Below are 14,765 nucleotides of genomic sequence, written 5' to 3' on the forward strand. Positions count from 1 at the left end.
TCTCCGTTGTGTTCAGGGCAGGCCACCCAATATGGTGATACCATTCGTGCTGTATTATATCTGGTGGATACTAAAAACATATGCCTGGAGGGACAAAGATCCTTTCAGGCGGCAAATTAGCGTCACGCGGACGAGATTCTTAACAGGAAATGTATGCATATTGTTCACACTGAAGCAGACGGCGGCAAAGGCGGACAGCCTCTGCGTATTATCAACGAATCGCTAGGGATGATTCAGCGTGGCCATCAGGTGACTATCCTTTGTCCGGAAACTGCGCCGCTGCACGCGCTGGCGCGCGATGCCGGGTTGACGGTTGTCACGATGCCGTTGAAGCGCAAGAACCTTAAAAATCTACAGTTGCTGCGTCGCTGGTTGAAGGATAATCGCCAGTCGATTGACGTCATTAATAGCCATAACTCCGCCGATACCTGGCTGGTGGCGCTGGCAAATCTGACGCTCTCCAACCCCGTGCCGCTGGTCCGCACCCGTCATGCATCAGGTGTACCGCGCAACAACTGGACGACTCGCTGGCTGTTCCGCACGGCCTGCGCGCATATCGTGACCACAGGGGAGGCGTTACGTCATCAGGTGGCAAATATTGGTGTGCCGATGCCCCAGAGTACGTCGGTGCCAAGCGGTGTCGATACGCAGCGTTTTCACCCGGGAGATAAGCACGAAGCCCGCGCGCATTGTGGCTTATCTGAGTCAGATTTCTGGCTGGGCGTGGTGTCGCATTTACGTCCGAACAAAGGTCACAGCGTACTGCTGCGTGCCCTGGCGAAAATCGACAATCCGCAGATCAAGCTGGCGATTGTCGGCGAAGGCCCGCACAAAGCGACGCTGGAACAGGAAATTACAGCGCTGGGGTTACAGCAACGCGTGGTGATGGCGGGACATCAAACCGAGCCAGAACGCTGGTTCCCGGCGTTTGATATTGCGCTGAGCCCTTCGCACGATATGGAAGGTGTCCCGCAGGGCGTGCTGCAATCGTTAGCCTCCCGTATTGCAACCATTGCAACGGATGCCGGTGGAACGGGAGATGCGGTGATTAACGGGCAGACGGGATTGTTGATCGCGCAGCGCGACGAAAACGCACTGCACGATGCCATATTAAAACTCTATGACGACTCAGCCCTTCGCGAGACACTCGCGCAACAGGGGTATGACTACCTGAGCACGCACTTTACCCGCGAATGTATGCTGGACGCGATGGAGAAGGTCTTCTCCGATGCCGCTCAGCGTAGCAAATCGCGATAAAGCGTTTGTAGCTCTCGCGCCATTCTGTCCAGGGTGAAAGGCTCCGCAGTTGCACGTGCAGCAGCGGAGTAATCGACACCCTGTTCGCGGCCTTTCAGCCACAGAGAGATGGCCTGCTGGTAGCCTTCGCTGTCCAGCGCATCGCGCACCCAGCCGTTTTGACCCTCGGTTATCCACTCTGCCGCGCCACAGCCGTGGCTGGTGAGCAGCGGCAAACCGCAGGCCAGCGCTTCCACGCAGACGTTCGGGAAGGGATCGTAGAGCGTCGGCAGGATAAGCGCATCCGCCGTGCCATACACTTCGCGCACGTTGGCAACGGGCCCCAGGAACTTTACGCGTGAGGCGACTCCCAGCGCTTGCGCCAGTTTTTCAAATTTCCGCGCATGTTTATCGCGCCCGGCAATCAGCAGCCAGACGTCAGGATGCGCCACAATGGCGCGCAGCGCGGTGGCAACACCTTTACGGCTGAAACCTGACCCAACATACGCCAGCAGCGGCGCGGCAGGGGGAATGCCCAGCGCTTCACGCTGCGAAAGGGAGCGCACGTCAGGGTTGAACTGGGCAGTGTCGACGCCGTTATAGATCACCGTCAGCTTGTCATCCGACAGCCCGAAGCGGCGGGCGATATCGTCGCGCACCATCTTCGAATTACAGATCACCTTGCGCAGCTGCGGATGGGTAAACATCTGCGTCTCAGCCTGCAGAATGTAGCGGTGATAGCGGCTCAGAGATTGCGCCCAGCGCGCCAGCGGCGACAGAATACGACCATATTGCTCAAGCCAGGTGGCGTGAACTCCATCACCCGCCCGGAAGATGGTCGCTCCCGGTATGCGTTCGTGGCTTTGCACAATATCAAACTGCGCAAAATGCGCGGCGGCTTCGGTGGCAAAGCCGGATTCACGGGCGATACGATTGCGAAACGGCGGATTGACCGTCAGCGTTTTCCAGCCTGCGGCATCTTCCCACTGGCGGGCAATCAGCGTGACGTCAAGCGAGGTATCCTGCGCCAGCACGTTAAGCGCACGTGAGACGAAACGCTCTGCGCCACCGTTGGGGTTGTAGGTCTGTCGAACAATCGCCAGCTTCATGCAGCTGTTCCCGTTTCCAGGAGCATCGTATCAATGGCGCTCAGCACCTGCTGCGGGGTGATGGCGGTGATGCAGTCTGAAACACCGCTGTCTCCGCAGCCCGCTTTGCCGCACGGCTGACAGGTAAACCCGGCCACAATCACACGGTAGTTTACCCCCCACGGTGCCCACTTGATGGCACCGGTAGGGCCAAAGATGGCGACGGTCGGCGTACCGACGGCGCTTGCAAGGTGCATCGGCATAGAATCCACACCGAAGTACACCCGCGCGTGCTTCATGAGCGCGCCCAGCTCTTTCAGGTTCAACTGACCGCTTAAATCAAAGACCGGCTGGGTGAGGGCAGCGCGCAGTTCATCCATGTAGGCCTTCTCTTCTTTTGACGGTGCGGCGGAGAGAATAATCGGCAGGCCGCGCGCCGCCAGGTTATCAATAGTGGCTGCCAGCTTTTTGATATCCCAGGCCTTAAACATCCAGCGCGAGGTCGGGTGAACCAGAATGTAGGATTTACTCGCGAGCCCAAACCCGGCCAGTTTTTCGGCAACAGAGGCTTCTGCCGCGTCGCCAGGCACAAAGAGGGTATGTTTGTCTTCGTCGGACTGTGGATGAATGCCGATCCGGCGCAGGGCGTCCAGATTAACCTCCACCATATGACGGCTGTTGTCCTGAATCGCCGGGTAGAGCGTGGTGAACGATTTCACCCAGCGACGACGCGCCAGGCCCCCGCGTTTATCCGGCTTAAAGCCGACGGAGACGCGCGGTTTCAGGCGACGCGCCAGACGCGCGCCGTGCCAGTGTTCGGTCAGGTTAATCAGCACGTCATACTGACGGCCTTTCAGGGTATTGAGCAGCGCGCGGTAGAGGCGGAATTGTTCAAACCACCCCTTTTTACGCCAGTTGCGCCCGATAGTATGGACCTGGTCGATATGCGGGTGGCTGGTCAACATCGCCTGCGTGTCGTCATAGACCAGCGCATCGACTTCCACGTTCGGCCAGTTCTTCTTCAACACGGTGAACACCGGCGAAGTAAGCAGAACGTCACCGTGGTGACGCAACTTAACGATCAGCACGCGCTTTGGTGGACGCTCCGCTGAGAAAAAATCAGACATAGGCTCTCTCTGCTGCCAGCAAAGGCTCTAATTGCGCAAATACCGCAGCGGCACTGAGGTCGCTCAGCTGCGATGAGTATTCCGGGCGGCAGATATATTGATTTTTTCCATAGCCGCCGATAAGACCCGGGTCCGTTGGGCCGTAAAGCGTAATATTAGGTCGATCCAGCGCCGCCGTCAGGTGGCTGAGGCCCGTATCCACGGAGACCACTGCCGCAGCGCCTGCCAGCTCCTGGGCTACGCCGTCAAGTTTCATGCGCGGCAGAACGTCCACGTAATCAAACCCTGCTGCCAGACGTTTGGCGCGTGCTTCTTCATGTGGCGCGCCCCATGGAAGTTTGATACGTAGTCCAGCATTCCCCAGCAGGCCGATCAGTTCCCGCCAGTGCGCTTCCGGCCAGTGCTTGTCGTCGCGGGTCGTCGCATGAAGAAAAATCAGATAAGGCGAGTCTGTTTGTTGCGAACTGTGCAGGAAATGCTGAGAAATCGCGTAATCACCCTGCATTTCGGGCTTTGCATAACCAAGACTCTTTGCAAACAGCTCGCGGGTACGTTCCACCGCGTGCTGTTGCTTCGCGATGTGGTGGCGGCGGTTATAGAACAGGCTCGCCAGCGGTTCACGGGCGGTTTGCCAGTCCATGCCGTGCTTTACGCCGTGCGCCAGACGCGTTACCAGCGCGGCGCTTTTGACCAGCCCCTGCGCGTCGATGATGGCATCGTAACGTTGCGCCTGCACTGCCTCGCGGAAGGCTTTGCGTTCGGCTTTAATCGGCGCAGAAAACCACGCTTTGCGCCAGCGGCGAATCGCCACCGGGATCGCGCGGTCGACCGCTTCATGCCAGGTGGGGATTTGCGCGAAGCCCTCTTCCACCACCCAGTCAAAACGAATACCGGGAATGGCCCGCATGGCGTCCGTCAGTGACGGCAGCGTATGCAGAACATCGCCCATTGACGAAGTTTTAACGATCAATACCCGCATTCGTTATCCTTCTTCGCTTAACAGCAGTTCGTTAAGCTCTTCAAGAACGCGCTGCGGGGTAATGTCGATCAGGCTCTGGTGATAGCCTTCTGCGGCATCGCCTTTGCGCACTTTGTGATAGCCGGTGATCAGGCGAATGACGCGCGCTTTATGAGAAAGCGGTGGCGTGAAGTCCGGGCTGCTTGGGCCATACAGCGCAACCAGCGGGCGGTTGAGTGCAGCGGCGACGTGCATCAGGCCAGAGTCGTTGGTGACCACGGCGCTACAGGCGGCAATCAGGATAACCGCCTGCTCAAGCTGGGTTTCTCCCGCCAGGTTGCGGCACCATGCCTGCTGTTCGTTACTGAGCGTCGCGAGGATTTCATTGCCTGCCTCGTGGTCTTTTGCCGAACCGAACAGGACTATCTGGTAGCCTTCGTCAATCAGCTGTTTCGCCAGCTCCGCATAGTGATAGTGCGGCCAGCGTTTTGCCGGGCCGAACTCGGCGCCAGGGCAGAAGCCAATCATCGGGCGTTCAGACGAAAGCCCAAACGCGTTGCAGGTCTGGGATTTTTCACCGTCATTAACCTGAAGCTGTGGCCAGAGCAGCGGCTGTGGCAGGTCTTTCGCGCTGCGCATCACGCCTTTGTCATAGGCCAGCGCCACGTAGCGCTCCACCATCAGCGGCCAGGCCTCTTTATCCAGTACGCGCGCATCGTTCAGCAGGCCGTAGCGCATTTCACCGCGCCAGCCGGTACGGTGCGGGATGCCTGCAAAGAAGGGCACAAGGGCAGATTTAAAGGAGTTTGGCAGGACATACGCGCGGTCATAGCGCTTCTCGCGCAGGCTATGGCCGAGCTTGCGGCGTTCGCCAATTTCCAGCGCCCCGTGGCCAAGCGGCATCGGGATCGCCTCGTTAACTTCCGGCATACGTGATAACAGCGGACGGCACCATGCGGGTGCCATCACGTCGATTATCGCCTGGGGATAGCGCGCCTTGAGCGTGCGATAGAGACTTTGCGACATCATCATGTCGCCCACCCATGACGGGCCGATCACCAGAATTCTCATACTTACGCGTCGCGGTTCAGCCAGGCCATATACTCCGTTACGCCTTCGGCAACGGTCTTGAACGGCTTGTCATAACCCGCTGCACGCAGGTTGGTCAGATCGGCCTGAGTGAACGCCTGATAACGGCCTTTAAGCTTGTCCGGGAAAGGAATGTACTCAATGCTGCCTTTTTTGTGATACGCCAGCGTGGCATCAGCCACCGCCTGGAAGGATTCCGCGCGGCCGGTACCGAGGTTGAAGATGCCGGAAACGCCGTTTTCCCAGAACCACAGGTTCACTGCGGCAACGTCGCCTACGTAGACGAAGTCACGCTTAAAGCCGTCGCTGCCTTCGAACAGTTTTGGACTTTCGCCGTTATTCAGCTGGGTGTTCAGGTGGAACGCTACGCTTGCCATGCTGCCTTTGTGGCCTTCACGCGGCCCGTAGACGTTGAAGTAACGGAAGCCCACAATCTGGGAATTCGCTTCTGGCAGAACCTGACGGACGTATTCGTCGAACAGGAACTTGGAGTAACCGTAGACGTTCAGCGGCTGCTCATATTCGCGGGACTCGATGAAGTCCGACGTGCGGCCGCCGTAGGTTGCCGCAGAAGAGGCGTACAGGAAGGGAATTTCACGCTCGAGGCAGTAGTGCAGGATCTCTTTGGAGTATTGATAGTTGTTGTCCATCATGTACTTGCCGTCCCACTCGGTGGTGGAAGAGCAGGCACCTTCATGGAAGATAGCTTCGATCTCGCCGAACTCTTCGCCTGCCATAATCTGGATAAGGAAGTCTTCTTTATCCATGTAGTCAGCGATGTTCAGATCCACCAGGTTGACGAACTTGGTGCCATCTTTCAGGTTGTCAACCACCAGGATGTCGGTGATGCCTTTGTCATTGAGAGCCTTAACAATATTGCTGCCGATAAAGCCTGCGCCGCCGGTAACGATGATCATAACTGTAACCTTTGAAGTGTGAAGCCCGGGGACAATCCCGGACGCTAATGTTTCTATCATATCATTAGTATGGCTGCCCTTCAGCCATTCACCTTCATAGGGCAGGGGTACGCGTGATTTATGCTGCAAAAACGACAAGAGATAATGTGTCATCTCGTCATGAACTATAGGTTTGGGTAATATGTCCCGAAATTTGCCGAGTCTGGAGAATTGCAATGCGTGGTGATTTTTACAAACAGTTAAACAGCGACCTCGACACCGCACGTGCGGAAGGGTTGTTCAAGGAAGAGCGTATTATCACGTCTGCTCAGCAGGCGGACATCACCGTTGCCGATGGCAGCCATGTGATCAACTTTTGTGCGAACAACTACTTAGGTCTTGCGAATCACCCTGAGCTGATTGCCGCTGCGAAAAACGGCATGGACACCCACGGTTTCGGTATGGCCTCCGTACGCTTTATCTGCGGTACCCAGGACAGCCACAAGCAGCTTGAGAAAAAGCTGGCGAACTTCTTAGGGATGGAAGACGCGATTCTGTACTCCTCCTGCTTCGACGCCAACGGCGGTCTGTTTGAGACCCTGCTTGGTGCAGAAGATGCAATTATCTCCGACGCCCTGAACCACGCTTCCATCATTGACGGCGTGCGTCTGTGCAAAGCGAAGCGTTTCCGTTACGCCAACAACGACATGGCGGAGCTGGAAGCGCGTCTGAAAGAAGCGCGCGAAGCAGGCGCTCGCCATGTGCTGATCGCCACCGACGGCGTGTTCTCGATGGACGGCGTGATCGCCAACCTGAAGGGCGTGTGTGACCTGGCGGATAAATACGATGCGCTGGTGATGGTCGATGACTCTCACGCGGTTGGTTTTGTCGGCGAAAACGGCCGTGGTTCCCACGAATACTGTGATGTGATGGGCCGCGTGGACATCATCACCGGTACGCTGGGCAAAGCGCTCGGCGGCGCATCTGGCGGCTACACCGCTGCGCGCAAAGAGGTGGTGGAGTGGCTGCGCCAGCGCTCTCGCCCGTATCTGTTCTCCAACTCCCTGGCACCGGCGATTGTTTCTGCCTCCATCAAAGTGCTGGAGATGGTGGAGTCCGGCGCTGAGCTGCGCGACCGCCTGTGGTCCAACGCCCGTCTGTTCCGTGAAAAAATGAGCGCTGCAGGGTTTACCCTGGCCGGTGCTGACCACGCGATCATTCCGGTCATGCTGGGCGATGCGGTCGTTGCGCAGACGTTTGCCCGCGAGCTGCAAAAAGAAGGGATTTACGTCACCGGGTTCTTCTTCCCGGTGGTGCCAAAAGGTCAGGCGCGTATCCGCACCCAGATGTCTGCGGCGCATTCGCCTGAACAAATTGAGCGTGCGGTGGAAGCCTTTACCCGCATCGGCAAACAGCTGGGCGTAATTGCCTGAGGACGTGTGATGAAAGCGTTATCCAAACTGAAAGCGGAAGAAGGGATTTGGATGACCGACGTGCCGGAGCCGGAAGTCGGTCATAACGATCTGCTGATCAAAATTCGTAAAACGGCTATCTGCGGTACTGACGTTCACATCTACAACTGGGACCAGTGGTCACAGAAAACCATTCCGGTACCGATGGTTGTCGGTCACGAGTATGTCGGCGAAGTGGTGGGTATTGGTCAGGAAGTGAAAGGCTTCAAAATTGGCGACCGCGTCTCCGGTGAAGGCCATATTACCTGCGGTCACTGCCGTAACTGCCGCGGTGGGCGTACCCACCTGTGCCGTAATACCATCGGCGTGGGCGTGAACCGTCCGGGTTGCTTCGCGGAATACCTGGTGATCCCGGCTTTTAACGCGTTCAAAATTCCAGACAATATTTCTGACGATCTGGCCTCCATCTTCGATCCGTTCGGTAACGCGGTTCACACGGCGCTCTCCTTCGATCTGGTCGGTGAAGATGTTTTGGTCTCCGGTGCGGGCCCCATCGGCATTATGGCGGCAGCGGTCGCGAAGCACGTCGGTGCGCGTAATGTCGTGATTACCGATGTAAATGAATATCGTCTGTCACTGGCGCGCAAAATGGGCGTGACCCGCGCGGTGGATGTCTCGAAAGAGAGCCTGACCGACGTGATGGAAGAGCTGGGCATGACCGAAGGTTTTGACGTGGGTCTGGAGATGTCCGGTGCGCCACCGGCGTTCCGCACAATGCTGGATACCATGAACCACGGCGGCCGCATCGCAATGCTGGGTATTCCACCGTCGGATATGTCTATCGACTGGAACAAAGTCATCTTCAAGGGGCTGTTCATCAAAGGCATCTATGGCCGCGAGATGTTTGAAACCTGGTACAAGATGGCGGCGTTGATTCAGTCTGGTCTGGATCTGTCCCCGATTATCACTCATCGTTTCTCCATTGATGAGTTCCAGAAAGGCTTTGACGCGATGCGTTCAGGGCAGTCCGGGAAGGTTATTCTGAGCTGGGATTAAACCTGCCTGCTGGCACCGCTTTTACGGGTGCCAGCGCTTTTTCTTAGCGGTTTGACTTTCCAGAAGTTACTTGTTAACTTTTGGCGAAATTTTCTCCATCCTGTCTTCTCCGCACGTTCATTCTTGCAGTCAAAATGATTACGTCAGGAAAGATGTTGCCAGGCTAATCAGGTCATTATGTCCACACTGTTTTCACAGAAGTTGGTTGAGACTCCTTCGCGATTTACCGCTTTCTTTACAGTGGTTATTTCTCTGCTAATAGTCATTGGGGTTAATATTATACATGCTAAATATAACGCGGTAATTAACCGTGCGCTGGTCTTCGCGCTGATATTGCTGACGTTAAAATGTATAAAGAATAAATTAATCAGAAATGTACTGGCGATTATTTTATTAATTCCGGTTGCGGCAGATATTACTTTACAGTTATATGCCTGGAGTAATTTCAATTCTGCGTTTAGTTATGGGTTTGCGCTGAGCGTACTTAATACGACACCGGGTGAAGCAAGTTCGATGCTCGGCCTATACTGGCGCGATTGCCTGATTTTTGTCGCCCTCTCTGCGTTGTTCATTTATACCGCCAATACCGGGATGTGGCCTGTTGCGCCGCGTTTCCGTCGCTGGCCCGCCATTGCGCTTGCCGTCACGCTGCTGGCTTTTTATGGTCAGGCTTTGCAGCATCAACTCAGAAAAAGCAGTGTTGAAAGCCTGGCGCAGCGCGTGGTTCAGGCTACGCCTGTTAGCACGTCCAAAGTCTTTATGCAGGCCATTGAGGATAATGCAGTGGTGGCCAACATCGGTAACAATATTCCTGATTATAAAATCACACTATCTGATACCGGCATCGAGAACTATGTGCTGATTGTTGGCGAGTCCGAGCGTACGGCAAATATGGGTATCTATGGTTATCAACGAGATACTACTCCGGAGCTGGAGAAGCAAAAATCGCAACTCTTACTGTTCCGCAATGCCGTTACACCTGCACCTGTCACGATTATGGCGGTACCGCTGGCGTTGACTGCGGATACCGTGAATGCCCGCGATCCGCGCAAATATGGCGATAACGTCGTCAATATCGCTAACAAAGCAGGGTATGGTACTTACTGGTTTAGTCGCCAGGGCAAAGGTGGGGCGCATAACAACGTCATTACCGGTATTGCCCTGAACACGAAACAGCATGAGTGGATTGACGGGGGCTACGACGAAGACCTTCTGCCGCTGTTGCAGAGTGCGCTAAAAACGCCGGGCAAAAAATTGATTGTTCTGCATTTGTACGGAAGCCACGAGCCTTCCTGCCGACGTTTCCCAGCCAGCCAGGCGCTGCTGCACGGTGATAATGAAGCCGATGATTGCTATGACAATTCGGTGCGATACACGGATACGTTAATGGGTAAGATCTTTAGCCTGCTCGAAAACTCGCGCTCATCCGTCATGTATTTTTCCGATCATGGCCTGATTCGCGATCCGAAGCGTGCTGTAGCTTACTCCCACGGCAATGTTAATCCTCCGCGAGAGGCTCTGCATATCCCGGTGTTTATCTGGTACGGACATCGGGTAGATTCCGATAAGCAGTTCACCGGAGATTACAATACCGTCTGGTCTGCTGATGATATTAATACGCTGGCTGAGCTTTGGCTTGGGATCCATCGTCAGGGAGAACCTGTCCTGTCGGTACAGTCATGGCTTGCCGGTTACAATAAAAACGTAACCGTGCTGGACACGACCGGGAAGTCCTATGACTGGCGTAATATTCGTTAACACAGGTGCGATAAACTTGTTTTTTGCAGTGTGCTAGCCTGCTTTGCCTTTTAGTAAATGGAATGATGATGATTAATGTAGAACGAGATAAGGTCCAGTTTGTATTGCTGCAGCTACTCTTCGGACTGTGTGCTATTGCTTTGGGTTGCGTAGTTGTTTCTCCTAATTTATCCGCCAAAATTTTGGGCCTGGCGGGTGTTACCGCATTCATTATTTTCTTATTGAATATTAAAAACTTCAGAAAGAACGATGCATTCTGGCTTTGTCTGGTCCTGCTGATTATCGGGATTTGCGATCTGGTCTGGTACCGGATGTATAAGGTTGACAGTGAGGCGATCAACTCGTATCGCGCCTATCTGGAAGTCGGGAAAATCTGCGTTTTCGGGGCATTCTCCATCTTCGTGTTTGTAAACAGAAATCAGCTCAACGTCGGCAGCAATAAGATTCATATGTTGCTGGTCATCGCGCTGCAGGTGATGATTGTTGTCTACGCAGGGTACCAACACCTGTTTCTTGAAAACCAAAGGGTTACACTCTCCCTTGCCGGTGGGACGGATGCGACAGGGGCCGCTTATACCATTGCATTTATCTCGTTCTACACGATTCTGGTGCTCCAGCACAGTTCAAGCAGATGGAAAGAGCTGTTTATACTCGGACACTTTTTTATTACTTTCCTGGTACTGGTGGCGACAGAAACTCGGGCAGCCATTCTGACCTATCCGATTATTTTCTTCGCATTGCTGGTGGTGAAGTTGTACAAGGAAAAGCATATCCCGTGGAAGGGGGTTGCTGTTTTCCTGATTGCGCTGCTGGCTGGCGCCTTTATGATGAAAGACAACCTGGTTAAGCGTTATGACGACTTTAACAATGACATTGTTTCCTATGATAAAGCGAACAGTGCCACGTCGGTTGGTGCCCGTTTAGCGATGTGGAAGACGGGGCTGGCTGCCTCTAAAAACAATTATTTATGGCAGTCTACTGATGAGCGAAACGTAAAGATAATCGCAGAAGTTAATAAAGACCCAAGCCTGTCAGGCGCGCTGGGTTACATTCGCGGCCATCTTCATAATGAAATCGTTGAAACGCTTTCTGTAAAAGGTCCTTCAGGCGTTATTCTTTATATTCTGTTTGTGATATCGCTTGGCTGGTATGCATTACGCAAACGTAAAAGTATTATTCTATTCGCTTTCCTGGTTTCGATTGTTATGTTCGGTGTGGGTGGCGTGATGTTCTATTCAAAAACAACCCCTGTTGCCTGGATGCTAACGCTGATAATGTCGGTTGTTTTCCTGGAGCAAAACAAACACCGTACGGTCATTAAGTAATCGTTTTGATTCTCCATCGGGAAAAAGGTATTCTCCCGATGGAGAAATACCTTTTACCAGACGAGCACGCCATGAACGAACTGATTTCAGTAATCATCACCACCTACAACAGAGAGGAGTTGCTGGAACGTGCAATTCGTTCAGTTATTGCTCAGACATACCCCACGGTAGAATTGATTATTGTTGATGATTGTTCTAATGATAAAACCGCTCAACTCATCGAGCGTATGCGCGCAGAGTGTGAAGCGCGTTTTGTGCATTTCATCTACGAACGTAATGAAAAGAACAGCGGTTCTAACTTCTGCCGTAACCGGGGCTATGCGCTTTCGCACGGCGTGTTTGTAACGGGACTCGATGACGACGACTATTTCTTGCCAGAACGTCTGACGAAACTCGCTGAGCGGTATGATGATAAGTATGCTTTCGTGACGGATACTCCCGCCAGGCTGGACAAAACCCACCGCACCTATCCGGATACTGATGATAAAAGGATCATTGAGCTGCAGGATATTTTGTGCGAAAACGTGGTGGGCAATCAGGTATTGACCACAAGAGAAAAACTGTTAGGTGTAGGCGGGTTTTCTCCTGAAATAAAACAACAGCAAGATCGCGATGTCTGGATTAAATTAATTCTGAAATATGGTCCAGGTATCAAATACAGCTTCAGTACGGCGATGGTGGATGCTGAACACGGGAGTAATCGCATTACGTCACAAGTAAAAAAATATAATGCGTACCGTAAGCTCTATTTTAAATATCGCCAGCATATGTCTGAAGTGACTCGCAGTAATAATTTGTTCCAGCTTATGTCGTTTCGAGGTTTTAAATCAACGCGTATGAATTGCTTATTACGTGGGCGTAAAAAAGACGCTAAATTAAAAATGAAACTTTTTCGCCGTACGCTAAAAGAGCTATTCTGAAATTAACAAGGTGAAATGATGAATCTTAATGCAACGAATAAGCTCATCAAGAAAACCCGACGCTGGCACAAAAAAACGGGTTTTTCTCTTTTCCAGCGTGCGGCCAGCCATTTTGAGCGGAAGAAAAAAGAGACGATTTTTAGCGTTATTGATGATCTAAAGGTTCAGCCTGACGATGCGTACGCAACGGAACCGATGCAATCGCGCATTATCTGGATCTGCTGGTTCCAGGGGTTGGATAGTGCACCTGAGTTGGTGAAACGCTGCATTGCATCCGTACAACGTAACACGCCGGATGCGCAGGTCATTATCCTGACGGATGAGAATATTCCAGACCATCTCACTCTCCCTGAACACATCAAAACGAAATACCAGGCCGGTCTTATCAGTAAGGCGCAATACTCTGATATTGTTCGCTGTTCGCTGCTGTATCAATATGGCGGGATCTGGATGGACGCCACGGTGTTCATGACGAAGCCGTTACCGGAAACATTTTTTGAGAAGACCTTTTCATCGCTACGTTTTGAACCGTCTGAAAACGCATTGAGTGAGGGTTACTGGACGGCCTATTTTTTTGCAGCCCAAAAGGGAAACCCACTGGTGAAGATGGTGCGGGATATTCTGTATCGCTACTGGCAGCACCACAATACCCTGATTGAGTACTTCCTGATCGATTACAGTTTCTTATATGCGCGCGAGCGCTATCCGCAGTTTCGTCAGGTCATGGATCAACAACCGGTCACCGGGAATAATCGGTTTTTAATTCGCCAGTTCATCTCAGCGAAACCTGATATAGCGGCGATGAAGGCGCTAAATAATGATCCCGTGGGCATTTATAAGCTCTCGCACAAAGAGCAATACCGTACTGCAGACAACGGCCAGCCGACAGTATACAGCCAGATCCTCGAGGGCTCCTTCCACCTTTAGTAATAAAAAAGCCACCATGACGGTGGCTTTTTTATTATCACACTTTCTTACCCCATCCCTGCCACTGCTGCTGGACATATTTCACCAGCGTACTGTTGCTGATGCTGTCTCCGATAACAGAGAAGAAGCGGGTCGCGTAGACCGGTTCAAGCGGTTGCTTCGGTACGCAGCGCTTCACGCCGCGGAACGGATTACGTGGTGCTGTCGGGGCGGGTTGTGCAGAATTCGGTGTAGAAGTATCCACCTGCGGCTCGTTCAGCAGATCGCTCGGGCGAACCAGCGTGATATCGGCAGGCAAGGTCGGCAGCATTTGCTGCAGGACGCGAACGGTGGACGGGTGCGGGTGACCGATGGCAATGGCAGAGCCATTACGGCGGGCCAACTGTACCGCGCGATTAAACTGCATGCGAATATCGGCTTCGTTCTGGGTATCATCCAGAAACACCTTGCGCTTAATCACTTTTACGCCCGTTCCCTGAGCGGCACGCATCGCCTGGCTGTTGCCGATGGTCATGCTGTCGAGAAAATAGAGGTTGTAACGCTCCAGCGCCTGCATCACTTTAAGCATCCCGTACAGGCTCGATGTCATCGCGCTGCCCATATGGTTGTTCAGCCCCACGGCATACGGCACTTTATTGTAGGCGTCGCGGATGATGCGTTCGATCTCATCGCTGCTCATATCCGGGCGCAGGGTATCTTTTTCCAGCGGCTGCTTGCTGAGCGGGGCCATGGGTAGATGGATGAGAACCTGATGCCCAGTGTTGTGGGCTTTGGTCGCCATCTCACGTGCGTGGGGCGCATTCGGAAGGACGGCGACTGAGATGGCTGACGGCATCGCCAGCACCTGGTTTTCATAGTGCGGACGATAACCGAAGTCATCAATCACGATAGCGAGCTTGCCTGCGTATACCGGTGCAGCCAGCGCCAGTGCGCTGACGACGGAGAGAACCATTCGACGAAATTGAAGCAAAAC

Annotated in this window: 13 protein-coding genes; 7 read left to right on the forward strand and 6 right to left on the reverse strand. The window is 53.6% G+C overall.

What is annotated here, in order from left to right:
* The first annotated feature begins 153 nt into the window (after window positions 1-153).
* Window positions 154-1,257, forward strand: a complete 1,104-nt coding sequence (locus tag E3U32_RS08010) for a glycosyltransferase family 4 protein (RefSeq protein WP_134348343.1) — start codon at window positions 154-156, stop codon at window positions 1,255-1,257.
* Here the strand turns inward: E3U32_RS08010 and E3U32_RS08015 are convergent.
* The 5 genes from E3U32_RS08015 to rfaD are packed head-to-tail and all read right to left on the reverse strand — an operon-like array spanning window position 1,236 to window position 6,415.
* Window positions 1,236-2,345 carry a glycosyltransferase family 4 protein gene (locus E3U32_RS08015; protein ID WP_134348344.1) on the reverse strand — a complete coding sequence of 370 codons (1,110 nt, stop codon included), beginning with the start codon at window positions 2,343-2,345 and terminating at the stop codon, window positions 1,236-1,238. The two genes, E3U32_RS08010 and E3U32_RS08015, sit on opposite strands and share 22 nt — an antisense overlap.
* Complete coding sequence (gene rfaQ, locus E3U32_RS08020) at window positions 2,342-3,451, reverse strand: putative lipopolysaccharide heptosyltransferase III (protein ID WP_134348345.1); 1,110 nt, start codon at window positions 3,449-3,451, stop codon at window positions 2,342-2,344. The genes E3U32_RS08015 and rfaQ overlap by 4 nt, the downstream gene beginning before the upstream one ends.
* Entirely contained in the window at window positions 3,444-4,430 is a 987-nt protein-coding gene (rfaC, locus tag E3U32_RS08025) for a lipopolysaccharide heptosyltransferase RfaC (RefSeq protein WP_134348346.1), read from the reverse strand. The genes rfaQ and rfaC overlap by 8 nt, the downstream gene beginning before the upstream one ends.
* Window positions 4,431-4,433: 3 nt before the next feature.
* Complete coding sequence (rfaF, locus tag E3U32_RS08030; RefSeq protein ID WP_134348347.1) at window positions 4,434-5,480, reverse strand: ADP-heptose--LPS heptosyltransferase RfaF; 1,047 nt, start codon at window positions 5,478-5,480, stop codon at window positions 4,434-4,436.
* 2 nt (window positions 5,481-5,482) lie between these two features.
* Entirely contained in the window at window positions 5,483-6,415 is a 933-nt protein-coding gene (gene rfaD / locus E3U32_RS08035; RefSeq protein ID WP_008502707.1) for an ADP-glyceromanno-heptose 6-epimerase, read from the reverse strand.
* A 215-nt stretch (window positions 6,416-6,630) separates the two neighbouring features.
* On the opposite strand from rfaD, the gene kbl reads away from it, so the two are divergent.
* The 6 genes from kbl (at window position 6,631) to E3U32_RS08065 (ending at window position 13,792) form a co-directional block, all read left to right on the forward strand.
* Complete coding sequence (kbl, locus tag E3U32_RS08040; protein ID WP_134348348.1) at window positions 6,631-7,827, forward strand: glycine C-acetyltransferase; 1,197 nt, start codon at window positions 6,631-6,633, stop codon at window positions 7,825-7,827.
* Window positions 7,828-7,836: 9 nt separating this feature from the next.
* Window positions 7,837-8,862 carry an L-threonine 3-dehydrogenase gene (tdh, locus tag E3U32_RS08045; protein WP_134348349.1) on the forward strand — a complete coding sequence of 342 codons (1,026 nt, stop codon included), beginning with the start codon at window positions 7,837-7,839 and terminating at the stop codon, window positions 8,860-8,862.
* A 177-nt stretch (window positions 8,863-9,039) separates the two neighbouring features.
* Window positions 9,040-10,620, forward strand: a complete 1,581-nt coding sequence (locus tag E3U32_RS08050) for a phosphoethanolamine transferase (RefSeq protein ID WP_134348350.1) — start codon at window positions 9,040-9,042, stop codon at window positions 10,618-10,620.
* A 62-nt stretch (window positions 10,621-10,682) separates the two neighbouring features.
* On the forward strand, window positions 10,683-11,945 hold the full coding sequence (locus tag E3U32_RS08055; protein ID WP_353620363.1) for an O-antigen ligase family protein: 1,263 nt from the start codon (window positions 10,683-10,685) through the stop codon (window positions 11,943-11,945).
* A 71-nt stretch (window positions 11,946-12,016) separates the two neighbouring features.
* Window positions 12,017-12,865 carry a glycosyltransferase gene (locus E3U32_RS08060; RefSeq protein WP_134348351.1) on the forward strand — a complete coding sequence of 283 codons (849 nt, stop codon included), beginning with the start codon at window positions 12,017-12,019 and terminating at the stop codon, window positions 12,863-12,865.
* Window positions 12,866-12,880: 15 nt separating this feature from the next.
* The gene (locus E3U32_RS08065) at window positions 12,881-13,792 is read left to right on the forward strand and encodes a capsular polysaccharide synthesis protein (protein ID WP_286164248.1); all 912 of its coding nucleotides are present in this window, start codon (window positions 12,881-12,883) and stop codon (window positions 13,790-13,792) included.
* 37 nt (window positions 13,793-13,829) lie between these two features.
* Here the strand turns inward: E3U32_RS08065 and E3U32_RS08070 are convergent, their stop codons facing one another.
* On the reverse strand, window positions 13,830-14,762 hold the full coding sequence (locus tag E3U32_RS08070; protein ID WP_208527906.1) for a divergent polysaccharide deacetylase family protein: 933 nt from the start codon (window positions 14,760-14,762) through the stop codon (window positions 13,830-13,832).
* Window positions 14,763-14,765: the final 3 nt, after the last annotated feature.

Source organism: Lelliottia nimipressuralis, assembly GCF_004402045.1.
Classification (GTDB): Bacteria; Pseudomonadota; Gammaproteobacteria; order Enterobacterales; family Enterobacteriaceae; genus Enterobacter; species Enterobacter chinensis.